Raw genomic sequence first — 24,323 nt, forward strand, 5'->3', positions numbered from 1 at the left:
TCAGCTCATCCATTGTCCGCCGTCGACGTTATACGTCTGCGACACGATGTAGTCGGAGTCGGCGGAGGCGAGAAATACCGCCATCCCGGTGAGATCGGCAGGCACCGCGAAACGGCCCGCAGGAACGCTGGCGGCGACTTCGGCCTTCTTCTGGCCGGGCTTCTTGCCTTCGAGCGTTGCGAACATGGAATCGACATGTTCCCAATGGTCGCCATCAACGACGCCGGGCGCTATGGCATTCACGTTGATGCCGTGCTTGATCAGGTTCAGCCCGGCAGATTGCGTCATCGAGATCACCGCCGCCTTGGTCGAGCAGTAGACCAGCACCAGGGGTTCGCCCCGGCGTCCGGCCTGACTGGCCATGTTGATGATCTTGCCGCCGTGACCCTGCTTGATCATCTGGCGGGCGGCGGCCTGCATGGTGAACAACGTGCCCGCGACATTCACCGCATAGAGCTTGTCATAGCTGGCACGGGTGATGTCCATGGTCTCTGCCGCGTCGAAAAGGGCGGCGTTGTTGATCGCAATGTCCAGCTTGCCCGCCTTTGCGACGACGGTTTCGATCGCGGCGTCGATACTGTCCTGGCTGGTCACATCCAGTTGCACGGCATAGGCTGCCTCGCCAATCTGGTCCGCGGCTTTGGTGGCCGCGTCCAGATTGATGTCCGCGATGGCGACGGTTGCGCCCTCGCGGACATATGCCTCGGCAAAGCCCAGCCCGATACCGCGGGCAGAGCCGGTGATGAGGGCGGATTTCCCATCTAGTCGTTTCATTGGACCCGCAACCCTTTTGCATCGAAGGTGTGGATTTGGTCGGCCTGCGGTGTCAGGTAGATCGTGTCGCCGTAATGCAGATCGACCTCGCCACCGGCGCGCACTGTCAAAGGCTCTGCAAATCCGTCGATATTGACGTGGAAGAACGTGTCGCTGCCCAGATGTTCGGACACGCCCACAGTGCCTTTCCACTCACCGCTTTGCGTGGACACTTCGAAATGCTCCGGGCGCACGCCGATGGTTGTGGCGCTGTGCTTGGCGGCTTCGGGGCCTTCGATAAGGTTCATCTTGGGGCTGCCGATAAAGCCCGCGACGAACTTGTTGCGCGGGTTGCGATACAGTTCCAGCGGAGAGCCCACCTGTTCGATCACACCGGCCTGAAGCACAACGATCTTGTCAGCCATGGTCATCGCCTCGACTTGGTCGTGGGTCACATAGATCATCGTGGTATCAAGGCGCTTGTGAAGCTCGCTGATTTCCAGCCGCATTCCGACGCGCAGGGCCGCGTCGAGGTTGGACAGCGGTTCGTCGAACAGGAACGCTGCGGGTTCACGCACGATGGCGCGGCCGATGGCGACACGCTGGCGCTGTCCACCGGACAGTTGGCCGGGCCGCCGGTCAAGGTAGTCCGTCAGGTTCAGCGCCTTGGCCGCAGCCGCGATACGCTTGTCCTGCTCTTCTTTCGACATCCCGGCCATTTTCATCGGGAAGGCGATGTTCTTGCGAACCGACATATGCGGATAAAGCGCGTAGCTTTGGAAGACCATGGCCAGTCCGCGCTTGGCGGGGGGCAGGCCGGTGGCATCCTTGCCGTCGATCTCGATCGTGCCAGAGGTCGTGTCCTCCAGCCCCGCGATCAGGCGGAGCAGCGTGGACTTGCCGCAGCCCGAAGGTCCGACGAATACCACGAACTCCCCATCGTTGATTTCAAGGTCCAGCGGCGGAATGACGGTCACGTCACCAAAGGATTTCTTGACCTGTTTAAGCTGAATGCGTCCCATTAATCTCTCCTCACTTCACAGCGCCGAAGGTCAAGCCCCGGACAAGTTGTTTCTGGCTGAACCAGCCAAGGATCAGGATCGGAGCGATGGCCATCGTGGAGGCGGCGCTCAGTTTTGCGTAAAACAGACCCTCGGGGCTGGAATAGCTGGCGATGAAGGCGGTCAACGGGGCGGCTTTCGCCGCCGTCAGGTTGAGCGTCCAGAACGCTTCGTTCCAGGCAAGGATGAAGTTCAGCAGCATCGTCGATGCAATCCCCGGCACGGCCATCGGCGTCAGGATGTGGATGATCTCTTCCTTCAGCGTGGCACCGTCCATCCGCGAGGCTTCCAGAATCTCGACCGGAATTTCACGGAAATAGGTGTAAAGCATCCACACGATGATCGGCAGGTTGATCAACATCATCACGATGACAAGGCCGGTGCGGGTATCAAGGATGCCCAGTTTGATGAAGATCAGGTAGATCGGGTAGAGAACGCCCACCGCCGGCAACATCTTGGTCGAGAGCATCCAGAGCAGGATGTCCTTGGTGCGTTTGGACGGAACGAAGGCCATGGACCAGGCGGCGGGAACCGCGATGATCAGACCAAGGATGGTCGATCCGCCTGCAATCACGACAGAGTTCCACAAGAAGCGCATGTAGTTGGAACGCTCTTGCACGACGGTATAGTTTTCCAGCGTCCAGTCAAAGAACAGGAACACAGGCGGATCGCTGATGGCCTGCGCTTCGGTCTTGAAGCTGGTCAGGATGGTCCAGAGGATCGGAAAGAAGATCAGGATCCCGATAGACCACGCAATAGCGGTATTCAGCGCTTTGCGATTGTTTGTAACGGCTCGTGCCATAATCTTGCTCCTCCCTAGTCCAGGTTTTTGCCAACGATGCGCATCAGGAAGATGGCAACGATATTGGCAAGGATGATGGCATAGACACCGCCCGCAGATCCCAGGCCGATATTCTGGCTTTCCAGAACACGCTGGAAGATCAGGTAAGACAGGGTCCGGGTGCCGAAGGCACCGCCGGTGGTCACGAAGATCTCAGCAAAAATCGACAGCAGAAAGATCGTCTGGATCAGAACCACGATTGTGATGGCCCGCGCCAGATGCGGCAGGATCATGTAGATAAAGCGGCTGTGGAAGGGCGCGCCATCCATCTCGGCGGCCTCCAGCTGTTCGCTGTCCAGCGACTGAACCGCCGTCAGCAGGATCAGCGTCGCGAAGGGCAACCACTGCCAGCTGACGATCAGGATCAGCGATTGCATCGAGGCCTGACTGAGCCATTCAACCGGAGCTGCGCCGAAGAACTTCCAGATATGTGCAAAAAGCCCGTTCACAGGGTCCATGAACATGTTTTTCCAGACAAGCGCGGAAACCGTCGGCATGACAAAGAAGGGTGCGATGACGAGGATGCGGACGACGCCCTGTCCCCACATCGGTTGATCAAGCAAAAGCGCCAGAATGACGCCCAACACGATGGTGATGAAAAGCACACCGCCGACGATGATCAGCGTTGTCTGGACACTTGGCCAGAACGAGCTCGAATTGATGAAACGGACATAGTTGTCAAACCCGGCCCATCCCAGATCCCCACCGCGCAGCGGCAGGTAGTTCCGGAACGAAAACCATAGGGTCATGATCAAAGGCACCAGCATCCAGCCCAAAAGCAGGATGACGGCAGGTGCCAACATGAACCGTGCAGCGGATCGTGATTGTTGGGTCGCCATGGACACACCTCCCCCGTTGACGGAAGAACCGCCACAGATGATTGGTCAAAAATGAAAGCTGATCACTGGTGTCGGAGGGCCGCCGAACGAGCCGCCCTCCGGAACGATGACGCTTAGTAGCCGGCGGCTTCCATTGCGTCTGTCGTCAGGGCCTGCGCCTTTTCAAGCGCTTCATCGACGCTTTGCTGTCCTGCCAGAGCGGCCGAGAATTCCTGGCCGACTTCGGTTGCGATGCCCGCGAATTCCGGGATGGCCGCAAACTGAACGCCGATATAGGGAACCGGATCTACTGTCGGGTTCTGAGGATCGGCCGACTGGATGCTTTCAAGCGTCATGGCCGCGAATGGAACGTCCTTGTAGTTCTCGTTCTCATAAAGCGACGTCCGCGCACCCGGAGGGACGTTGGCCCAGCCTTCGTTTGCCGCGACAAGCTCGATATAGTCTTTCGAGGTTGCCCACTCCACGAACTCTTTCGCGGCGGCTTCTTTCTGGGTGCCGGCAGGGATGCCAAGCGCCCAGGCCCAAAGCCAGTTGGAGTTCTTGCCCAGGCCCGTGTTCGGTGCCAGAGCAAAGCCAACCTTGTCAGCAACGGTCGAATCCTCGGGGTTGGTCACGAAAGAGGCCGCAACCGTCGCGTCGATCCACATGCCGCATTTGCCCTGTTGGAACAGTGACAGGTTTTCGTTGAAACCGTTTGTCGAGGCACCCGGAGGGCCCGCGTCATTCATCAGGTTGACGTAGAAGGTCAGGGTTTCGTTCCAGGCAGGCTGATCGAACTGGGCTGTCCAGTTTTCGTCAAACCAACGGGCACCAAAAGCGTTCGATGTTGCCGTGAGGAACGCCATGTTCTCACCCCAGCCGGCCTTGCCGCGCAGGCAGATGCCATAGATCTCGTTTTCCTTGTCGGTCATCTTGCGCGCGGCATCCGCCACAAATTCCCATGTCGGGGCATCGGGCATTTCCAGCCCGGCCTTTTCCATAAGGTCGGTGCGGTACATGATCATCGAGCTTTCGCCGTAGAACGGCGCGGCATACAATGTGCCGTCAACGCTGAGACCGCCGCGCATGGCAGGCAGAATATCGTCGGCGTCCCATTCTTCGGACATGTCGTCCATGGCAACGAGCCAGCCGTTTCTGGCCCAGATCGGTGTTTCATACATGCCGATCGTCATCACATCGAAAGCGCCACCCTTGGTGGAAATATCGGTGGTGACGCGCTGACGCAGGACGTTTTCTTCCAGCGTGACCCACTCGACCGTGTGTCCGGTCTTTTCGGTGAAGTCATCCGTCAGACCCTGCATGCGGATCATGTCACCATTGTTGACCGTTGCGATGGTCAGCTCTTCAGCGAAGGCAGTGGTCGTTGCGGCCGATACCAGCGCAGACGCAGCAAATAATGCGTTCTTCAATTTCATTCCGGATCCTCCCTGGATCTGTTTGGTGCAGTGGCACGAATTAACCGGGCGTCAAGCCTCGAGTCAATAAAAAACTTTACTCCCGTAAAGTTTTTGGCCCGGATACTCCCTTTATGCGGAGGTCCGCAAGACAAGATTCCCGTCAAGTAGATTCTCAAATCTTGAATGCGTTTGCTTGCCCTCTTGAATCAAATCAAAAAGAATCTTGACGCTTTGATCGGCGATTGCAGAGTAATCCTGCGAGACGGTTGTCAGCGGAGGGCAAGTGTACCGAGACCAGGGATGGTCGTCATGCCCGGCAATCCGAAGTGCGCATTCAGGGCCATGCCCGACCCGCAATCCCTTTTGATAGGCGGCAGCCATCAATCCGATTGCAAGGCGGTCATTACTGCACAAGACGGTGTTGGACGGCAAAGAACGCTCTTCGATCAGGCGCATGCCGCCTTCGAAGCCGATCCTTTCGAAATCCCAGTTCTTACCCTCGACCTTGATGACCTGAGGCGTCAGTCCGAGCCGCTCCATCGACTGGACATAGGCTTCGCGTCGCTTGTTGGCGTTCGGGTTCAGCGGTGGCATCTCGAAGAAACAGGGCGGCTCTCCGGTGCGGCACAGGTAGTCGACGATCAAGCCGATGCTTTTGAAATTATCATTGCCTACAAAGGCTTCGCCAACGGCGACGTTGCTGTCGAAAACAACTGTCGGCACTTCGTCAGCGAACCGTTTGACGGCTTCGAAATCTGATCTTCGGCCAAGAGGCGCAAGCAAAGCACCGGCCGGACGCAGGGATTGCATCGTTGCAAGAGCGTTGTTTTCAGCCTCTCGGTCACCATGGGCGCTGAACACCGTGGGCCAATAGCCCGCGTCGATGCAATGCCGTTCCAGTCGTCGCGCGACTTCGGCAAAAAACGGATCCGCCAGGTAGGGGACCAGAATGCCGATGGTCTTGGTCAGTTTGCGGTTCTGATTGATCGCGAAAATGTTTGGCTTGTAATCGTACTTTTTCAGCGCTGTTTCAATCTTTTGTCTGGTGGTCTTTCGAACGCTTTCCGGATCGTTGAAATATTTCGACAGGGTCGGGCGCGAAATGTTGCTGACCTTCGCGAGTTCGTCCATATTCTTGATCTTAGATCCGGTCACTGGGTTTGCCCTCATGTCATTCTGCGTCCTAGCCATCACTTGTATCGTGGAATTTCGTAAAATTTAACGGCAAACAACAAACTTGACGCCCGTCAATATATGACACTAGGTCCGTAGCGTGTCATCAGTCAAGAAAGATTGCGAGATATAAACGAGCGGCGACCGAAACGGTCGCGCGCGAAGCATCGACATGCTGCCAGAGTGCAGTGCGCTCAGCGTCCAGAATTTGTACGATTATTCGGAATTGGCAGCGTCTTTGGTGAGGGTGCTCAGCGTATAATCCCCGAAAAACAACACAAGCCTGCCGATTTTGTCACAAACGGGCAGGCTTGGTCCAGCAGGTCGAGGTCTGAAAACCTGCCAAGCCTTGCGCGTTTTCAAATCAACGGCGGGGCTTGGCAGGCATTATGTCGGATGTCAGAACTTGATTTTCGCGGGCTTGGCCGCCTCAACGCCATCGGCGAAAATACTGCCATCAAACAGGAATATGCTGACCTCGTTAACCAGGTCATTGTCATCCGCAGATCCGAACACGATGCGCGAGAAATGTCCGCAGCTTTTGGCGAGGCTGGCCAGAGATGCGTTGTCGCCGGACATGATGCGCGCCGTCAGTTCAGCCTTGCCGCCCGAGGTCAGGTTCGCAAGAGACATGCAATCCGACGAACCGATCATCTGGTTGGGGGCATCCAGAAGGGCTGCGTAGCGATCGGCCATCATCTCGCGCAGGCTTTCCTGTGGCATCGGTTGGGTGAAAGTCAGATGACGGCTCATCGCGCCGACCTTGATTTCCCCGTCAGGCATTTCTTCGGATTTGACGGCGACCAGATCCTGCATGGCGTCGCTTCCCGCTGAGCAATGCGTGACGCCGCTGACCTCTTCGCAATTCGTAAGGCCCTCGAAGGCCAACTGTTGTTTCGCTTCGCTCAGGCTGCTGCCGGTGCTGACGTCAAGGATGGAAAACCGCTCTGCTTCTTCAGGGGCCGCGGCTGGTGCGGCGGCAACTTTGGGCATCTGAACCGTAGGTTTGAACCCAACGGCCTGTGCGGCGGATGTGGCCCCGGCTGCAACGGCGACCGCCGCAGTTTGCAGTGATGGGAAGCTTGACTGAGCGGCCCCGAACGTTGGCGCGACAGACCCTTCTGGCTGAGGCGTGGTTGCTGAAGCCGTAGAGATTGACGGGAACGCCGATTGGGGTGCAACAGCCTGTTTGGTTTCGGATTGCGGCGCGACGGCCGAGGGCATTGTCGGGAAGGCACCACCTTGAGGTGTGGCAGCAGCCATCTGCCCCTGAGGCTGCGGAGCTTGTGGAAAGCCAGGTGCAGCGACAGCGGGCTGCTGCGTGCCGGTTCCCAGTGTCGGGAAAGCGTTTTGCGGCGCGGCTGCCGATTGACTGGCTGCCTGTGGCGCGGTGCCGGCGGGCATCGTCGGGAAGGCCGGGGACGCGCCTGCGGTCTGTTGGCCAAACGGCACTGCTGCGGGCGCGGGATAGCCCGTTTGCGGTTGGGATTGCTGGAAAGCGGTCTGCGGTTGCGGATAAGCTTGCGGTTGCTGGGCGGCCATCGCGTAGCCCGCGCTTGGTCCGGTCGTCGCGATCAAAGGTTGGCTGGACCGTTGAATCAGAATACCGGCTTCGGACGAGGTCAGCTTGCCGGTCATCGGTGCCCCCAGACTGGCCTGAAAGCTGGAAACCGCATTCCGTGTCATTTTTCCATACAAGCCATCCGGCGTGCCCGCGTTGTACCCCAGCGCGTTGAGCCGGGTTTGATAATCGCGCACTTCGGTCCGGGTGGTCGCAAAGGTTGCGATGGTAGAGCGGGGGCCAGAGCTTCTTTTGGTCACGGTCTTTTTCTTATAGACCGTTCTGGGGGCGGATTTCCGCTGATTTTTGTTGGCATGGTTGATGATTGCCGCGCCCACGCCACCGACGATAACGCCTTTCAGAAAATCATTTCCGGCCGAAGCCCGTTCCGGCGCGGTCACAAGACCTGCGGAAACAAGTGCAAGAACGGCAGCGGAAGCGATGGGTTTGCGTGATGAAAAATGCATTGGATCTATCCTTTCTGCAACGGAATTGTCTGGCAGAACAATTCTTTCTATTCAGTGTTTTGTGGTTCCTGGGTTTGAGCAGGTTCCTGGGCCGGCATCGTCTGCGGCGCTTGCGCTTGAAGGGATAACAGCCATCGTGCCATCTCGACATCGCCGCGTGCGCCAAAAAGCGCAATTACATCAGTCAAGTTACCATGATTTTGCGCCATTCCTTCAATCAGAGCAACACAAGATGCAGGAAATGGCTCATATGTCCGGTTTCCACTGCGTTTTCGTTCGCCAATTTGCGCGGCGCGGAATTCGTTCTTGTTGCCCAGGACAAAGCGCAAATAGTCGAAAGAGGGCGTCATTTGCGGCGCTAGAAAAGTGATATAGCGGCACAACGCATCATCGCGCGCGCTGGATTCAACCTGTGCGCCGCTCCAGGGGTTGCCCAAAGCAACCGCCAATGCATCCATGAAATTGAATTGCGGAATGGACAGGTAATTATGCGGCATTTGTGGCGGACGTCTGGCGGCACCATTGCGAACCGGCTGAATGCGCATCGTGGTGTTGCGTTCGCGGTGTGCGGCAAGGGTGGCCGGATCATACAACTCATCGCCAAAAATCATGCCTTTCTGGCTGAGTGTCTGGATGTCGGAAATGGAATATTGCGCGCCCAATCGGTCGATGACGTCATATGTGGCAGGCGGTCTGCCAGGGTATAGTTTGTTAAGGTCAAGCCCGAGATCGGCAAAAACCGCAATCACATTCGCCGGTGCGCCGGTGACAAGGTCGTGCAGCAACACGCAGGCCTGGGTATCGTTGCCGTATTGTCCGCACGTCACCTCCTGGTTCATATCAAACGGTTTGAGCGCTTGCAGATAGCCGTGCAATGTGGTGATGGCCTGCGTTTTGGAGGTCAACTGCTGCCAATAGGCGGCATGGGTGATGTTGTAGAAGATTGCACCCGTATCCAGCCGCTCTGGAGTGACCAGACCGTTTTGCAGATAGAAATTTGCATTCTCGTAATCTGCACGGGTCAAAAAATCGACAAAGGCGCGTTCGGTCGACTCGTCATTCGCGGCACCTTGCGAGGGCAGGACAGATGCGACCCCCCATGCCAGAACGCAGCAGCTTCGCTTGAGTACGGTGTAAAAATCACCCCAAATTTTGTAATCCAATGCCATCGAAAACCTTGTCATGAATCGAGAAGTCTTGATTTATTATCCCAACTCTAGCACCAAATTCCTTCATGGATAGTAGAATCGAAAGGATGGTCGGGATGGTAAAGTGCCTTGGTTTGCGTCTGTCTTCGACCGTTCGGCATGCTGGCACCTGCGGGATTATCGCGCTGGCAGTTGGGCTGGGAAACGGTGCCGCCGCTCAGACATCGCAAAATGCGACGCAAAGCTTTGAAGAGTTTCAGGCAAGTGTTACCGCAGGTGCGCAGCGCATCGCCAAGTATCAGGAAGTGCTGCAAAATCCAGACGCTCGCATCCAGTACGAAGCTGTGCGCCTGCTGTTGAAATCCGGCGATCCGGCGCTGGTGCGGATCGCCAAGGAGCACGCGCTTTTCTCGACCAACCCGGTACTGCGCAACTCTGCCATCCTCGCGATTTTCGAGGCCGGTGGAAATCTGCGGATCGAGGTTACGGCGACGGACGAGTCCTCTGCCAAGGTTCTTAAATGGGTGTCGGATGCCGGGGGCACGCATGACGGCAAGAAAGGCAATCATATCTTCAATATCGGGGCAAAGGCCGAAAACTGCTGGATGTCCGGCAAAGAGCGCTATGCGATTTGCGAGTTGACCGTGTCCGGCACCAGTGTGCAGTTCAAGTCGAACCGTGGACAAGGATCCCAGGCGTCCTTGGCGTTGGGGCCTGACGGTGTGCTGCGCGGTGTCATCTTTGCCGAGGGCGGAAAAGCGAACGCGGCCATCGACCTCAAGGAATAGTCATTCCACCGTCAACCCGTCGATCCGCAGTGCTTGCCGGTCGGCGAACCACATCGACTGGATGGTTACGCGTACACGGCGGGCGAAGATGCCGCCGGTCTGATAGGCGAAGACGCCGTTGGGCGGCATGTCCCGCTGTCCCAGACTACGCCAGAACGGTCGGCCCGGCGCGCCTGCATCAACCTCGAACAAAACGGTTTTGGGCGGACTTTGATCGGGTGCCGCGCCAGGATCGCTTCGCAGGTTTATCGCCGCTAACGGGACCGGAGATGCAGGGTCCAGCGTGATTTCGATCTGCACCGGCTCGTCGCTCCACGGTGACACAAAAGCCTGCGACAAAAGCCCCGGCTCAAGGCTCGCAGCGCCGGTGCCGCCCGCCGCGCCGGTCCATCCGGTGACGCGGAACCCTTGTGCGCCATCGGTCCCATCCGGCGGCGGTAGGTCGTCGGGATGCCGGGCGGCCAAGCCGCCGCCAAGCTGCGGGCCAACCCGGCGCAAGATTTCGTCCATGCGGAAAAACCGCGCCTCGCGCCCGCTGATTGCCGCCTGGGCGATGCCCACGACACGTCCGTCAACCTCCAGCACCGAGCCGCTATTGCCTTGATAGATCTGTCCATCCGCCAGGTTGTCTGTCGTGCGGACAATGACCATTTCGGGCGTCACCGCAAAAATCTGTGCATCGGCCCGGTCCTGAATACCTTCGGGGCTAAGCCGCACAATCTCTCCCCGTGTGCGGGTTTCCAGCAGGCTGCGCAGGTCGCGGTCAAAACTGTCCCATTGGTCGTGACAATAGGCGGTGACGCCGCCCTCGACATAAGCGATGGCAATGTCATTGGCCGTGTCGCGCAGAAACGCCGTGCCGGACCCGACAACCCTTTGCAGCGGCAATTCCAGTGAGAAGCGGTCATTTACAGCGACATGTGATGGCAGGACCGCAAAGCAGTTGCCCCGGTGCTGAAACAGCATGGCGTGACCGACATCGCGGTCCACCAAAGCCAGTTGTGTGGCCAATGCAGGGGCCGCAACCATCAGCGTCGTCGAAAAGATCATCAATTTACGCATCAAAGAGCTTGCCAGAAACATCTCATCCCCGTCACTATTGCTTTGGGGAAAGACTACACGATCCGGGGGGCGTGCCAAGAATGTCATCGATCCAAAGCAGTTTGATCTCAATCGTGACGGTTGCGGCCATCATGGTTCCGGCCGTTCAGGCGTGGGCCGACCCAGCCCTCCGGCTGCGCGGCGAGCGGGTGCATGAGGAATTGCGCAGCGACGCGCTGATCTCTGGCAACTGGCTGGTCGGCGCGCATACCGCAGCGCCGCGGAATGTCGAAGGACCAAGACTTTACAGCTATATCCCCGGTGGCGCGGACTGGCAGGGGCAGACGCTTTGCGCACGGGCGACAGACAAGCAGGGCCGGTATTCGGCACTGTTCGAGTATCATGTTCCAATGACGTGGGACGGCGGACTGGTCGATCTTGAATACGAAACCGAGTACAAGGCATTTGTCAGCGCCAGCGATGAAAGCAACAACGGGATTGCGCTGCACAGAGGCGATTGCCGGTTGGTGACGGACGATTTTCTGCCCGTGTTGTGGAATGCGGCTGAAACGCCCCAAACTGATGCCGACGGTCGCATGACGCTGATCCTGAACCTGAATGCAGGGCGCGCGGACAGTTTGATCCCGCAGGCAGTGCTGTCGCCGCTCGACGGCGCGGCGGGGGACGACATGCCCATCCGGTGTGATCCGACATCCGAGGCCGGCGTCGGTTTCAATTACCAGTGCCGTGTTCAGGTGCCCGCCGATCAGGCCGGGGTGCTGACGGTCGGGATCACCCGCCTTCGCTATGGCAAGGCGTCGCCGCCAAGGATGGCAAACATCCACCTTTATACGCCAGAAATCCCCTGACGTGCCCAACATGGACGAAACCCGCCCGGTTGACAGAGACACAAAAATCCCGGCCAGCCCGTTCCTTGGTCTGTTGCGTGTGACCAGAGGCCTGTCGCTGCTGCGGACCCAAGGTGCGGGGGTGCTGCCGTGGTTGTTGGTCGGCATGCTCGCGCTGGTCATTGCCTATTATGTCTGGCCGCGCCCCAAATCATTTTTTCTGGACCTGACAACAGACTACCTTCGCATCGAAACCGATTCAGATACGCAAATCGTTTGGGAATTACCCAGCCTGCGGATCTGCCTGCCACGGCACGCGATCACGTCCGAACAGGAATTGGGCGACGTCGTCGACGCTTCGATTGCGAGCTGCAACGGGCTGGCCTATCTCGAACTCCAGCGGGATTTTGTCGAACTGGACTGGCCGCCGGGGCTGAATCTGGAACTGCGTTCCGGTGAAAATCGCGCTGTCGATGTCGTGGTGCGGTTCGATGAGGATGATGAAGATCTGACCCCGGTTATGATCGGCGATGTCGAGATTGTCAGCGAAACGCTGCTCAGGATCCCTGCAAGCACGTTCAGCGAGTTTGGCGGACTTGGTTTGACGGGGCAGTTGGTGGTCGGGCAGAAAGCTGACAACGGCACGGTCAAACTTTTGCGGGCTGGCAAATTCGAGACGCGTGAAAAGTTCTGGTTGCGCAATGACGCGCGTCTGGTGGATAGCGGTGCGCTTTCTCTGGGGGACGTGGTGTCGGTCGAACGCATGAACCCCGACGCGCCGCTTTCCGCATATGCATTCCTGACGCTCGACGCGAAAGGCGAGGGTATGCGTCTGATCGTCTCCACCGAAGAAGCCTTCAGCCGTTTGCGGCTGGACCGGGCGCGAGCGAAAGCGACCTTTCTGGAACCAAGCTGGGCGCAGAGGCTGGCGCGCGATCCGCTGGCAATCGGTTTTGCATCATTGCTTAGCCTGTTCGGGGCGACGCTCGCGGTTATGAATGCACTTCTCAGGAAGAGGCCATGATTTCAGCATACTACGAGCGAATTTTAAGGCTGGCAGCGGTGCGTTTCGTCACGTTAACGGTATCGGCCGCTGTTCGGCTATGGCTTCCATCGCAAAATACGAGGTGACGGTCTCAAGCTCGATCTGTTCGATCAGGCGCTTGTAGACCTCGTCAAAACTGGTCATGTCGCGCGTCACGATTTTCAGAAGGTAATCGTATTCGCCCCCGATCCGAAAAAAGTCGATCACTTCGGGGATGGTGGTGACCTGTTGGCGAAACTCTTTCAGCCAACTTGCGGAATGGTGGCGTGTCTTGACCATGACGAACACCACCAGCCCCATGCCAAGCTGTTTGCGGTCCAGCACGACAGTGCGGTTTTGCAGGATGCCGGACGCCTCCAGCGTCTTGAGCCTGCGCCAGCACGCGTTTTGGGACAATCCGATACGGTCGCTCAGCGCACGCTGGGACTGTGCGGAATCACGTTGCAGTTCTTGCAGGATGAGGCGATCAATATGATCCAGTTTTTGCGTCATTCTTCGTTCATATGATAGAATAATTGTTCTAGCAAGGTGAATATCAGTAACAAAATCTGCGGGTAAGGTGTCATATTTGATCGGTCTTTCCAACCAATGACGGAGCCGGAATGTCCCCTCTTGATGAGTTCAGAAAATCGCTAGCAGGCCCGGATCTTGTGCGCCGCATTCAAGCGGGGCTGATCGGTGATGGCATCACGATCGACGGACCGTTCGGCCCCCGCCCGTTGCTTTATGCCGATTATGTCGCCTCGGGCCGGGCGCTGGCGCAGGTCGAGGATTTCATACGCGACCGGGTGCTGCCCTATTACGCCAACAGCCATACACAAGCCTCCTATTGCGGTGCCTTCACGACACGGCTGCGCGAATCCGCGCGCGCCGAAATTGCCCGTCTGACCGGTGCGGGCGAAGGCACAAGCGTGGTGTTCACCGGATCCGGCTCGACCGCCGGGATCAACCGGATTGCCGGGCTGTTGGACATTGGCGGGATCACCGCGCGCGGCGGTCGGGCCGTGTTGATCGTTGGTCCTTACGAACATCACTCCAACCTGCTGCCATGGCGTGAAAGCGGTGCCGAGGTCATCGAGATTTCCGAGGCGTCATCAGGTGGCCCGGATATGGATGAACTGACAGCGGCGCTTGAAGCCGCGCAGGGGGCCGATCTGCTGGCCGGCTCTTTCTCGGCGGCGTCCAACGTCACCGGGATCGTGACGGATGTCGATGCGGTGACGCGATTGCTGAAATCATATGGCGCGCTGGCGCTGTGGGATTACGGATGCGCTGCGCCGTATACGCAGATGGACATGTGCGCCGGAACCGACGCCGCCAAGGATGCCATCGTCTTTTCACCGCACAAGTTTCCCGGCGGGCCGGGAGCGTCCGGCGTGATGATCCTGCGAGATGCCATCGCCCGACAGTTCCGTCCAACCTTGCCGGGGGGCGGCACGGTCAGTTTCGTCTCGCCGTGGGGGCATGCCTATTCCTCGCGGCTTAGCGACCGTGAAGAAGGTGGCACGCCCAACGTGGTCGGAGATATTCGCGTGGCGCTGGCGCTGATGGTGAAAGAAGCGCTGGGGCAAGACTGGCTGGACGAACGACAGGCAGAATTGCGCGCGCGCGCCGTGGCATGCTGGTCGCAAAACCCGCGGATCGAGATTTTGGGGCAGCCCGACGCGACTGCATTGCCGATTTTCAGCTTTCGGGTGCGCGACGGTGCAGATGGATACGTCCATCACCAGTTTTTCACCCGACTGCTCAGCGATCTTTACGGCGTGCAGGCGCGGGGGGGCTGTGCGTGCGCCGGGCCTTATGCGCATCGGTTGCTGGGCCTTGACCAGGCCCGGTCCGATACGATGCAGGCCGCGATCGCGCGCGGGGAAGAACTTGAAAAGCCGGGCTGGGTACGTTTGAACCTTTCGGCGCTGCTGTCGGATGACAAGGCGGATGCGATTATTTCAGCGGTGGACAAACTTGCGCTGGACGCGCCAGACTATGCAGACCAATACCGGGCTGACCCGAGAACCGCCCGATTCACACCAGATAACTCCGTGAAAGAAACCCTCGCATCGTGACCAGCCCGCTTTCCAGTCCCGCCTTCCGCCGCCTGTTCGCGGCGCAGATCTGTTCGCTTGTCGGCGTCGGGCTGCTGACCGTTGCATTGTCGCTGGCCGCGTACCGGATCGGCGGGGTTGCCGCAGGCGGCAAAGTGCTGGGCCTGCTGCTGGCGCTGAAGATGGTGGCCTATGTGCTGCTGGCACCGCTGGCCGAAACGCTGTTGGCGAATGTCTCGCGTAAACGGGCCATGGTGGGCTTGGATCTGGGGCGGATGCTGATCCTGTTGCCGATGGTTTTTGTCACCGAAACATGGCATGTCGCCGCGCTGGCCTTTGCGTTCTTCGTGCTGGCCGCCGGGTTCACGCCATTGTTCCAATCGGTGATTCCGGACGTCTTGCCCGAAGAGGAAACCTATACCCGCGCGCTGGCCTGGTCGCGCATCGCCTATACGCTGGAAGCAGTGCTGAGCCCGGTGATTGCCGCCGCCGTCCTGAATCTGGTGACCGGCGAGGCACTGTTTGTCGCGGCCGCGCTGGCTTTTCTGGGGTCGGTCGTTGCTCTGCTGATGACAAAGTTTCCGGCGCGCGGCGAGACCGCCCGCAAGGGGCCGTTCCTCAAACGCGCGCTGCGGGGGATGTGGATCTACGGGCGCACGCCGCGTTTGCGCGGCCTTTTTCTGCTGAATTTTGCACTGTCATTGGCAATGGCCTGGGTGCTGGTCAATTCAGTCGTCTACGCTGGTGCGCGCCTGAACGATGCCGAGCGTTTCTATCCGATCCTGATGGCCTTTTACGGGGCCGGTGCCGGCCTTGGTGCCGTCTTCGTGCCCCGCCTTCTGATGCGGATCTCCGAGCGGTCCGCAATGCTTGCGGGCGCATTCGGGTTTGCTTGCGCAGGGGCGGGTTTCGCGCTGCTGCCAACGCCGCCGCTCGCCGTTATGGCGGTCGCGTGGATCGCATTTGGTGCGGCCTCTTCGCTGGTGCTGACACCCGGCGGGCTGGTCATCACCCGGTCCGCGTCGCAAACCGACAGGGCTGCGGTCTTTGCCGCGCAATTCTCGCTTAGCCATGCCGGCTGGCTGGTCGCCTATCCGCTGGTGGGTTGGCTGGCGGGAACAGTTTCGCTGGAATTGGCGCTGCTGATCCTGTCGGGTACCTGTGCCGTGGTCGCGATGCTGGCGATGCGCGTCTGGCCCGCACATGATCCGCTGGAGCGCCTGCACAGCCATCCCGACCTTCCCGACGATCACCCGCATCTGCACAGCGTGCCCGCCGAGGGCGCGCAGCATCGCCATGTCCACGCCTTCCGGATTGATGAAATTCATCCGATTTGGGCCCGGACCGCGAACTGATGCTGATTAGAAACACATAAATCCCGTAGGATGATTCCCATGCAAACAACGGATTCAAGTCCCATAGACGCGCAGGGCTTGCCTGTACTTGAGGCACGGCTGCGAGAAGATCTCGAATTTCTGTGCGTTCCAGGCAAGGACTGGGTGCCGCATCAGGACGGTGTCTCGGATGTGGTCATTATCGGGGGCGGCATGTGCGGCATGGTCGCTTGGCTGGCGCTCAAGACCGCAGGTATTCACAATATCCGTGTCCTTGACCGGGCAGAGCGGGGCCGCGAAGGTCCGTGGCTGAACTATGCGCGGATGGAGACCTTGCGCTCGCCGAAAGTGTTGACCGGCCCCGCCTATGGGCATGGCGCATTGACCTTTCAGGCGTGGTTTCGGGCGCAATTCGGCACCAAGGAATGGGACGCGCTGGACAAGATCCCGCGGCCAATGTGGATGGATTACCTTCGTTGGTATCGGCAGGTGCTTGATATACCTGTCGAAAACGGTGTTTCAGTTGATAGGGTCGATCCCGAAGGCGATCTGATCCGCCTGTCGGTATCCGGTGCGAAGCCCGAAACGATCCTGACTCGAAAGCTGATCTTTGCAACCGGGCGCGATGGCACAGGCGGGCCGAATATTCCGGGCTTTATCAAGGATTTGCCGCGCCATCTTTGGGCGCATAGCGCCGACGAGATCGACTTTGACGCTCTCAAGGGCAAACGGGTTGCGGTGATCGGCGTGGGTGCCTCTGCCGTCGATAATGCCGCCGAGGCGCTGGAACATGGCGCGGCGGAGGTCCGTCATCTGGTGCGGCGCAAGGAAATGCCGACGATCAACAAGATGATGGGCATCGGCAGTTTCGGGTTCACCGCAGGCTACGCAGCCCTTCCCGATGAATGGCGCTGGCGGTTCATGCAGTACAGCTTTGCCACGCAGACGCCGCCGCCGCACGGCTCCACAAAACGTGTCAGCCGCCATCCGAACGCTTATTTCCACTTCGGCAAGGCCACGACACGGATCGAACAGCGCGGCAATTTCGCGGTTGTGCATTTTGCTGACGGCACGGCCTATGAGGCGGATTTCGTGATCCTTGGCACCGGGTTTGTGATCGACCCGATGGCCCGGACAGAGTTTGGCGACACCGCGGGCGATATATTGTTGTGGCAGGACGTCTACACCCCGCCAGAGGGCGAAGAATCTGGTGATCTGGGGCGCTTTCCCTACCTCAACGATGATTTTACGTTCCGTGAAAAGCATCCCGGCACAGCGCCTTGGCTGAACAAGGTCTACTGCTTCAACTATGGCGCGTCGGCCAGTCTGGGCAAGATCAGCGGTGATATTCCGGGCATCAGCGAAGGGGCGGCCTGGTTGTCCCGCGCGGTGGCTGCAACGCTCTATGCCGAGGATGTGACGACCCATTGGCAAGCGATGCAGGACTATGACACGCCAGAGTTGAAAGGTGACGAATGGGAGCCGACAGAGCTTGAGGTTGGCGCGCAAAAGCGGGAAGGTCAGGTAGCATGACCCATAATGACTCGACAGTTCTGACAATCGCCGGTGTGACAAACGGCCGCGCCGTGGCCGACGCGACGGCCACCCGTGCCAATATCATCGAGATGACGCAATCCGCTGAAAACGCCGTTCTGCGCCCCGAGGATTGCGGTGCATTCGATCACGCCACCCGTGCCGCATTGGCCGCACGCGTGGCGCGGCTGTCTGCGGATGAGGCTTTGGCACAGCACTATCTGGCCGGGGCCGGGGATCATGCCGTTTTGGCTGACCTGTCAGAGACAGGCACCGGGCAGGGGCTGGGCACGGTTGTGGCCTTCGTCGACAAGGTCGCCAACCAGACCCGCGACATTGCACCAGAGGACATCAGCGGCCTTCAGTCTGAGGGCGTGTCCGATGCCGATATCGTAAGGTTGTGCGAGCTGGTCGCGTTTCTGGCCTATCAGATCCGGGTGATCGCCGGATTGCGCTTGATGCAGGGAGAGCCGACATGAGCCGCGTCGTCCACAAATTCACCCGAACCGTGCCGCATTGGCAGCCGCGTGTAACGCCGGTCAAGCTGGCCGAAGCCACGCAGGCACAGCTTGATGCGCTTCAGGTCACGCCCTCCAACACCAAAGTGTCGGATTATGTGCTGACATTGGCCCATGATGTCGAAAGCCTGAAAGTCCGCTCGCCACTGTTCAACGCCATCATGTACGACTCCGGCGGGATGAGCCGGGCAGAGCGAGAATTGGGCGCGCTGGCGGCGTCGATGGTCAATCGCTGCATCTATTGTGCCGCCGTCCATGCCGATCGCCATGCCAAGCTTGAGAAAGACACAGCCGTCACTGATACGCTTTTTGCAAAAGGTGAAGATGCTGATCTAAATGACCGTAACCGCGCGATTTTTGACTTTGCACGCAAATCAGCAGAGGCACCGCCCGCGGCGGGGAGCGCCGAGATGGCGGCACTGCGCGATGCCGGGCTGAGCGAGGAAGAGATCCTCGACCTGATCCTTTCGTCGGCGCTGTTCGGCTGGGCCAACCGGCTGATGCATGTGCTGGGTGATCCGGTGCGGCAGGAGGTCAAGGTGTGAGCGGCCAGTATTTTCCTGTTTAGTGGAAATGCATCCGCCATATTGACGTGTCAGCCCCTCTGCGCATAGCATGAGTCGCATGACGGTAACCGAAAGTGAGAGACTGATGACCACGACCAAAGCCAGAGTTGGAATTGCAGGCGCAGGCTCTATCGCCTTTGGCAGCGCGGCCTTGCTGCACGAGCAGGGGCATGACCCGATGCTCTGGTCGCCTTCCGGTGCCGGAACGGAGGCGCTGAAAGCGTCGCCCTTGCAGGCCAGCGGCGCTGTCGAGGCAGAGTTTTCACCGCGCGTCGCCGCCAGTGCACAGCAACTGGCCGAGGACAACGATACGCTTCTGATTGCGCTGCCCGGCTACGGCCACAAGACCGTGCTGGACGCTTTGGCACCGCATATCCGCGACGGGCAGCATGTCATCATCTCGTCGCATGCCTCGCTTGGGGCCGTTTATCTGATGCAGTTGCTGGCAAAGCGCGGTGTTACCGCACCGATCACAGCCTGGGGCACTACAGTTGTCACCGGGCGGCGGCAGGAAGGGGCGGCGGTGAAGGTCAACACGCTGCGCGCCCGTGTAGATTTGTGCACCGTCCCGGAAACCGCAGCCGATGATGCGTTGGCTGTTTGCCAAAACCTGTTCGGGGACCGATTTCAGCCGCGTGACGGGCTTCTGGCGATTTCATTGTCGAACCTCAATCCGCAGAACCATCTGGGCATCGCGCTTGGCAATATCACCCGGATGGAGCGTGGCGAGACATGGAGCCAGGGCCAGAACGTCACCCCCAAAGTGGGCCGTCTGTTGGAACAACTGGATCTTGAGCGGCTGGCGATTGCCGAAAAGCTGGGGCTGAGTGTCCGGACAATCTTTGAACATTTCCACCTCAGCTTTCATGTGCCGATCGCCTCGATTTCCGAGATGAACCAGCAGATGCATGCGCAAGGGAATGGCGGCACCGGTCCGGCCACCGCCGACAGCCGCTATGTCACCGAAGATGTGCCTTACGGGCTGCAACTGACGGCAGTGCTGGGACGGCTCGCAGGCTGTCCCGCAAAGCTGCATGAGGCAGGTATCGAGATATTCTCGGCCATGTATGGCCGCGATTTCGCCCGCGAGAATACGCTGTTGAACGCGCTGGAGCTTGACCGCTTCAGCCTGGACGATCTGCGACAGGCCGCCCGTACCGGGTTGTTGCAGAGCACACCGGAAACGGTGTCCTGAACACCAAGAGATACGGACAAAACCAAGACCAACAAGGAGACGCCCGATATGTCTAAACTTATTTTTAACCGCCGCCGGTTCCTCGGCACCGCCGCAATGACCGGTGCGGCCCTTGCCAGCCCCGCCTATCTGCGCCGTGCCCATGCACAGGGCGGCGAGGTCAATATCTGGACCTATAATGACTTCGTTCCCGAAGCGTTCAAGAAACAGTTCGAAGCCGAGACCGGCATCAAGGTCAACGTGCGCCTGGTCGATGACCAAGGCAAACAGTTCAACCTGCTTGCTGCCGAACAGCCCAACCCGAGCGTCGATATCATGACCGTCGCGGGCCACCGGTTCCTGCAATTCATCGAAAGTGATTTGCTGGCACCGATGGATACCGATCGTCTGAGCAATTGGGACAAGATCAACCCGACCTTTTCCGAAAGCGACTGGTCGACGATCAATGGCAACAAGTGGGGCGTTCCGATCCTGTCCGGGATGGAAGTGCTGTCCTACAACACCGATCTGGTCACCGCCGAGGAAGCGCAGACCTGGGACACGCTGTTCTCGGAGAAATACAAGGGCCAGACCGCCTATATCATTCAGGACATGCTGTCGATCGTGATGCTGATGAAGGGCTATGACGGCAACTTCATCGAATATGCCGACGATCATGAAAAGGCTGCCGAGATCATGGCAGAGATCCAGCAATTCATGATCGAAAAGAAGCCCCTGGTGCGTAAATATTACGACAGCGGTGCCGAGATCCAGCAGATGTTCGTCAATCAGGACATCGCGCTTGGCCATAGCTGGAACGGCCCGGCGGCGGCCCTGATCAATGACGGCTTCCCACTGGCGATGAGCATCCCGCAGGAAGGCTCTTACGGGTTTGTCTACACGCTGAATGTCGCCAATAACGCGCCCAATGCCGACAATGCCTATACGTTCCTCGATGCGATGCTGTCGTCGCCCGAGATCGGTGCGGCGATGACCAAAGCATCCGGTTTCATTTCCACCTACAAGGATTCCGCGCAATATCTGACGGATCTGGAGAAGAAATCGACCTCCTTCCCGGAAGAGCAGCTTGCCAACCTGCAATTCTTCCGCGCCGAGCAAAACGAGCTGAAATACGGTCTCATGGACCCCGCGGTCGAGGCCATCAAGGCCGCTTGATCGCGTCAGCAAAGAAACGCCCTTGTCCGCCCGATCTGGCGGGCAGGGTGCCACAAACCTTCACACCAGATCTTCTTGAAAGAGGACCCCCGTATGAGCAATGAGGCAGCCTCGCGTGCCACCCAGGATGTCGACGCGCATACCAGGGTCGGGCGCACCTTTTGGGGGCGTCTGTCCAACTGGTCCCCTTATCGCGCGCTGATGGGGTTGGTCACGGCGTCTCCACGCCGGCAGTTCCTGATCCTTGCAATCTTTCCGCTGCTCTGGGTGCTGACCCAGCACCTTGGCCCGATGTTGCAGATGGTCAGGGTCAGCCTGACAGATGCCTATCCGGTGGCCCCCGGGGTAGAACAGCATTTCACGCTGGACAATTACGCCCGCTTCTTCGGCGATCAGATCTTCTGGCAACCGTTTTTCCGCACATTGATCTTCGCGGGCGGGTTTACCTTCTGCACGCTGATCCTGACCTATCCGGTCGCCTACTTTCTGGCCCGGCATGTCAGCCGCAAGAACCAGATGCTGTTTCTTTTGCTGCTGCTGATCCCGTTCTGGGTGGGCGAAATCGTGCGCACCTATGCGATCATGATCCTGCTGGGCAATACCGGGGCGCTGAACCTTGTGCTCCAGTCATTGGGCCTGATCGACCGGCCGATCCCGTTCATGTATACCAGCTTTTCCATGGGGGTGGGCATCGTCTACCTGACCGCGCTTTACATGTTGCTGCCGCTCTACTCCGCGCTGGAGAAACTGCCGCGCAGCTATAACGAGGCCGCCGCCGATCTGGGGGCAGGGGCATGGACCCGGTTCCGCCGGGTGACGCTGCCGCTGACGATCGAGGGGATTTCGTCGGGCTGTACGCTGGTCTTTTTGATCTCGACGGGGTTCTACGCCACGCCGGTTCTTCTGGGCGGGCCATCGACCACGACATTCGCCGAAACCATCGCCGGGTTCTTTCACGTCGCGGGCGATGAATGGCCCACGGGCGCGGCCTTTGCCACGATCATGTTCTTTGCGGCGCTGGTCCTGACGGCCGTATTCCAGAAACTGATGAACGCCCTGCGCAAGGGAGATACCAAATGAACCGCGGCAACCGTATTCTGCTGTCCTGCGTCTACTGGGCCTTCGTGCTCTATGTCTTTGTTCCGCTGATCCTGATGATCCTGATGGGTTTCAAGGACAGCAAATTCATCGGCTTCCCGATCAAGTCATGGACGCTTGACTGGTATACCGGGATTTTCGCCGATGCCGAGATCCTCTCGACCCTTGGCTATTCCGCTGCCATCGCCGTGCTGGCTACGCTGATTTCCGTGGCTGTCGGGACATGGATCGCCGTGTTGCTTGAGGGGCGCAAATTCTGGGGCCGGACGGCCATTTTCGGGATGACCGTTCTGCCGGCGCTGGTGCCGGGTATCATCTCTGCCATCGCGTTCCGGATCTATGCCCGTTATCTGGGGATAGAACCCGGCATGGGGGCCATTGTCTGGGCGCATGCCGTGCATAACGTGCCTTTCGTGGTGCTTGTTGTCATGGCGCGGCTGTCGACCCTGCCGAAAAGCCAACTGGAGGCCGCGCGCGACCTTGGCGCTGATCCGATCATCGCCTTTCTGCGCATCACGCTGCCCTATCTTGTGCCGGCCATTCTGGGGGCCAGCATCTTCTGTCTTCTGCTCAGCTTTGACGATTTTGTCCGCTCCTTCTTCCTTGGCGGCTACGAGCCGACCCTGCCGGTCCTGATCTTCGCAAAGCTGAAATCGGGCATGTCGCCCGAGATCAACGCCATCGCCACAGTGGCGCTTGTCCTGACCGCCGCCATCGGCATCTGGGCAGAGCGTTTCACCCGCCGCATGAACAAGGACACCAAAGCATGACCGATCAAACACCCCTTGTCCGCATCGAGGGCGTCTCGAAGCACTTCGGCGACACCGTGGCGCTGGACAACCTCACTCTGGACATCGCGCGCGGCGAGTTCGTGACCTTCCTCGGGCCGTCGGGATGCGGGAAATCCACGACCCTGCGTATCCTTGGCGGGTTCGAGCGTCCGACCACGGGCCGTGTTATCCTGGACGGTCAGGACGTGACGACGCAGCCGCCCGAAAAGCGGCAGGTGAACATGGTGTTTCAGGATTATGCGCTGTTTCCGCATATGACGGTGGGGCAGAACATCTCTTTCGGGCTGGAACTGAAGGGGATGGACAAGACATCCATCAAGCGGCGCTCTGACGAGATCATGGCCTTTCTCGAACTGGACGCTTTTGGCGATCGTTATCCGGCACAACTGTCCGGCGGCCAACGGCAGCGCGTGGCGCTGGCGCGGGCGCTGGCCCCCGATCCGGCTTTGCTGTTGCTGGATGAACCTTTGGGCGCGCTGGATGCCAAGTTGCGCGGGCAGGTGCAGCAAGAGCTGAAATCGATCCAGCGCCGCACCAACAAGACCTTCTTCTTCGTGACCCACGATCAGGAAGAGGCGCTGACCATGTCCGACCGTATCGTGGTGATGAACAAGGGCCGCGTTGAACAGGACGGCACGCCCGAAGACCTGTATTTCCACCCCGCCAGCCGTTTTGTGGCCGAATTCATCGGCGAGACAAACCTGCTGTCGGGCGAAATGCGCGGGCATGACGGCGATGCTGTGGTCATGGACTGGTTCGGCCAGACCTTGCGCGGACATGCGCCCGCTGGCGCACCGCCCGAAGGTGCACCGATTACGGCATCGGTCCGGCTGGAAAAGCTGGGATTCCACGCCAGCCGGCCCGAAACCGGAAACGCCGTGCAGGGCAAGGTGGTCGGCAAGACGTTCCTTGGCAGCCGCATGGCGGTGGACCTGATGGTCGAGGAAGCACAAGGTGCCACATTACGCGCCTTTGTCGATGCCGAGACCGGCCAGACCGTCGGGGCCGATCCGGTCTGGATCGGCTGGGACAGCGACAGCATGGCGGTCCTGCGCGACTAAGCGCAGAAGTCTTGAATGTCTCGTCAGCGGCGGCCCGTAAAACGGACCGCCGTCAGACAGTTTCCCGG

General features: G+C 59.2%; 23 protein-coding genes. 13 read left to right on the forward strand and 10 right to left on the reverse strand.

Annotated elements, in window-relative coordinates:
- The 8 genes from DMZ65_RS08355 to DMZ65_RS08390 all read right to left on the reverse strand — a co-directional run bounded on the left by DMZ65_RS08355 (nucleotide 1) and on the right by DMZ65_RS08390 (nucleotide 8,997).
- Complete coding sequence (locus DMZ65_RS08355) at nucleotides 1-774, reverse strand: L-iditol 2-dehydrogenase (RefSeq protein ID WP_116598463.1); 774 nt, start codon at nucleotides 772-774, stop codon at nucleotides 1-3.
- Entirely contained in the window at nucleotides 771-1,775 is a 1,005-nt protein-coding gene (locus DMZ65_RS08360; RefSeq protein ID WP_116598464.1) for an ABC transporter ATP-binding protein, read from the reverse strand. Before DMZ65_RS08360 ends, DMZ65_RS08355 begins: the two co-directional genes overlap by 4 nt.
- Nucleotides 1,776-1,785: 10 nt before the next feature.
- On the reverse strand, nucleotides 1,786-2,616 hold the full coding sequence (locus tag DMZ65_RS08365) for a carbohydrate ABC transporter permease (protein WP_084350238.1): 831 nt from the start codon (nucleotides 2,614-2,616) through the stop codon (nucleotides 1,786-1,788).
- A gap of 14 nt (nucleotides 2,617-2,630) precedes the next feature.
- A complete protein-coding gene (locus DMZ65_RS08370; RefSeq protein ID WP_084350237.1) occupies nucleotides 2,631-3,494 on the reverse strand; it encodes a carbohydrate ABC transporter permease in 864 nt (287 codons plus the stop codon).
- A gap of 113 nt (nucleotides 3,495-3,607) precedes the next feature.
- The gene (locus tag DMZ65_RS08375; protein ID WP_116598465.1) at nucleotides 3,608-4,909 is read right to left on the reverse strand and encodes an ABC transporter substrate-binding protein; all 1,302 of its coding nucleotides are present in this window, start codon (nucleotides 4,907-4,909) and stop codon (nucleotides 3,608-3,610) included.
- Nucleotides 4,910-5,020: 111 nt separating this feature from the next.
- Nucleotides 5,021-6,046 (reverse strand): LacI family DNA-binding transcriptional regulator, encoded by a 1,026-nt coding sequence (locus DMZ65_RS08380; RefSeq protein WP_198662652.1) that lies wholly within the window; start codon nucleotides 6,044-6,046, stop codon nucleotides 5,021-5,023.
- Between the two features lie 417 nt (nucleotides 6,047-6,463).
- The gene (locus DMZ65_RS08385; RefSeq protein WP_116598466.1) at nucleotides 6,464-8,092 is read right to left on the reverse strand and encodes a peptidoglycan-binding domain-containing protein; all 1,629 of its coding nucleotides are present in this window, start codon (nucleotides 8,090-8,092) and stop codon (nucleotides 6,464-6,466) included.
- 47 nt (nucleotides 8,093-8,139) lie between these two features.
- The gene (locus DMZ65_RS08390) at nucleotides 8,140-8,997 is read right to left on the reverse strand and encodes a hypothetical protein (protein ID WP_157960583.1); all 858 of its coding nucleotides are present in this window, start codon (nucleotides 8,995-8,997) and stop codon (nucleotides 8,140-8,142) included.
- A 329-nt stretch (nucleotides 8,998-9,326) separates the two neighbouring features.
- Here DMZ65_RS08390 and DMZ65_RS08395 point away from each other — a divergent pair, with 329 nt between their 5' ends.
- Complete coding sequence (locus DMZ65_RS08395; protein WP_157960584.1) at nucleotides 9,327-10,028, forward strand: HEAT repeat domain-containing protein; 702 nt, start codon at nucleotides 9,327-9,329, stop codon at nucleotides 10,026-10,028.
- On the opposite strand, the gene DMZ65_RS08400 is transcribed toward DMZ65_RS08395, so the two are convergent.
- Nucleotides 10,029-11,090 (reverse strand): hypothetical protein, encoded by a 1,062-nt coding sequence (locus DMZ65_RS08400; protein WP_157960585.1) that lies wholly within the window; start codon nucleotides 11,088-11,090, stop codon nucleotides 10,029-10,031.
- 80 nt (nucleotides 11,091-11,170) lie between these two features.
- Here DMZ65_RS08400 and DMZ65_RS08405 point away from each other — a divergent pair, with 80 nt between their 5' ends.
- The gene (locus DMZ65_RS08405; RefSeq protein ID WP_116598470.1) at nucleotides 11,171-11,938 is read left to right on the forward strand and encodes a hypothetical protein; all 768 of its coding nucleotides are present in this window, start codon (nucleotides 11,171-11,173) and stop codon (nucleotides 11,936-11,938) included.
- Nucleotides 11,939-11,948: 10 nt separating this feature from the next.
- The gene (locus tag DMZ65_RS08410; RefSeq protein WP_116598471.1) at nucleotides 11,949-12,941 is read left to right on the forward strand and encodes a hypothetical protein; all 993 of its coding nucleotides are present in this window, start codon (nucleotides 11,949-11,951) and stop codon (nucleotides 12,939-12,941) included.
- 48 nt (nucleotides 12,942-12,989) lie between these two features.
- Here DMZ65_RS08410 and DMZ65_RS08415 read toward each other — a convergent pair whose 3' ends face one another.
- Nucleotides 12,990-13,454, reverse strand: a complete 465-nt coding sequence (locus tag DMZ65_RS08415; protein ID WP_116598472.1) for an Lrp/AsnC family transcriptional regulator — start codon at nucleotides 13,452-13,454, stop codon at nucleotides 12,990-12,992.
- A 110-nt stretch (nucleotides 13,455-13,564) separates the two neighbouring features.
- On the opposite strand from DMZ65_RS08415, the gene DMZ65_RS08420 reads away from it, so the two are divergent.
- The 10 genes from DMZ65_RS08420 (at nucleotide 13,565) to DMZ65_RS08465 (ending at nucleotide 24,255) form a co-directional block, all read left to right on the forward strand.
- A complete protein-coding gene (locus DMZ65_RS08420) occupies nucleotides 13,565-15,025 on the forward strand; it encodes an aminotransferase class V-fold PLP-dependent enzyme (protein WP_116598473.1) in 1,461 nt (486 codons plus the stop codon).
- The gene (locus DMZ65_RS08425; protein ID WP_116598474.1) at nucleotides 15,022-16,359 is read left to right on the forward strand and encodes an MFS transporter; all 1,338 of its coding nucleotides are present in this window, start codon (nucleotides 15,022-15,024) and stop codon (nucleotides 16,357-16,359) included. The genes DMZ65_RS08420 and DMZ65_RS08425 overlap by 4 nt, the downstream gene beginning before the upstream one ends.
- Nucleotides 16,360-16,398: 39 nt before the next feature.
- Nucleotides 16,399-17,871, forward strand: a complete 1,473-nt coding sequence (locus DMZ65_RS08430; protein ID WP_116598589.1) for an NAD(P)-binding domain-containing protein — start codon at nucleotides 16,399-16,401, stop codon at nucleotides 17,869-17,871.
- Nucleotides 17,868-18,350, forward strand: a complete 483-nt coding sequence (locus DMZ65_RS08435) for a hypothetical protein (protein WP_116598475.1) — start codon at nucleotides 17,868-17,870, stop codon at nucleotides 18,348-18,350. Before DMZ65_RS08430 ends, DMZ65_RS08435 begins: the two co-directional genes overlap by 4 nt.
- Nucleotides 18,347-18,934, forward strand: a complete 588-nt coding sequence (locus DMZ65_RS08440) for a peroxidase-related enzyme (RefSeq protein WP_116598476.1) — start codon at nucleotides 18,347-18,349, stop codon at nucleotides 18,932-18,934. The genes DMZ65_RS08435 and DMZ65_RS08440 overlap by 4 nt, the downstream gene beginning before the upstream one ends.
- A gap of 79 nt (nucleotides 18,935-19,013) precedes the next feature.
- Nucleotides 19,014-20,150, forward strand: coding sequence for an NAD/NADP octopine/nopaline dehydrogenase family protein (locus tag DMZ65_RS08445; RefSeq protein ID WP_232824939.1), 1,137 nt, complete (start codon nucleotides 19,014-19,016; stop codon nucleotides 20,148-20,150).
- Nucleotides 20,151-20,198: 48 nt separating this feature from the next.
- On the forward strand, nucleotides 20,199-21,305 hold the full coding sequence (locus DMZ65_RS08450) for an ABC transporter substrate-binding protein (protein WP_116598477.1): 1,107 nt from the start codon (nucleotides 20,199-20,201) through the stop codon (nucleotides 21,303-21,305).
- Nucleotides 21,306-21,398: 93 nt separating this feature from the next.
- Nucleotides 21,399-22,385 carry an ABC transporter permease gene (locus tag DMZ65_RS08455; RefSeq protein ID WP_116598478.1) on the forward strand — a complete coding sequence of 329 codons (987 nt, stop codon included), beginning with the start codon at nucleotides 21,399-21,401 and terminating at the stop codon, nucleotides 22,383-22,385.
- Complete coding sequence (locus tag DMZ65_RS08460; RefSeq protein ID WP_116598479.1) at nucleotides 22,382-23,173, forward strand: ABC transporter permease; 792 nt, start codon at nucleotides 22,382-22,384, stop codon at nucleotides 23,171-23,173. The genes DMZ65_RS08455 and DMZ65_RS08460 overlap by 4 nt, the downstream gene beginning before the upstream one ends.
- Nucleotides 23,170-24,255 carry an ABC transporter ATP-binding protein gene (locus DMZ65_RS08465; protein WP_116598480.1) on the forward strand — a complete coding sequence of 362 codons (1,086 nt, stop codon included), beginning with the start codon at nucleotides 23,170-23,172 and terminating at the stop codon, nucleotides 24,253-24,255. The genes DMZ65_RS08460 and DMZ65_RS08465 overlap by 4 nt, the downstream gene beginning before the upstream one ends.
- Nucleotides 24,256-24,323: the final 68 nt, after the last annotated feature.

The organism is Primorskyibacter marinus, assembly GCF_003313245.1.
In the GTDB taxonomy this organism is placed as follows: domain Bacteria; phylum Pseudomonadota; class Alphaproteobacteria; order Rhodobacterales; family Rhodobacteraceae; genus Primorskyibacter; species Primorskyibacter marinus.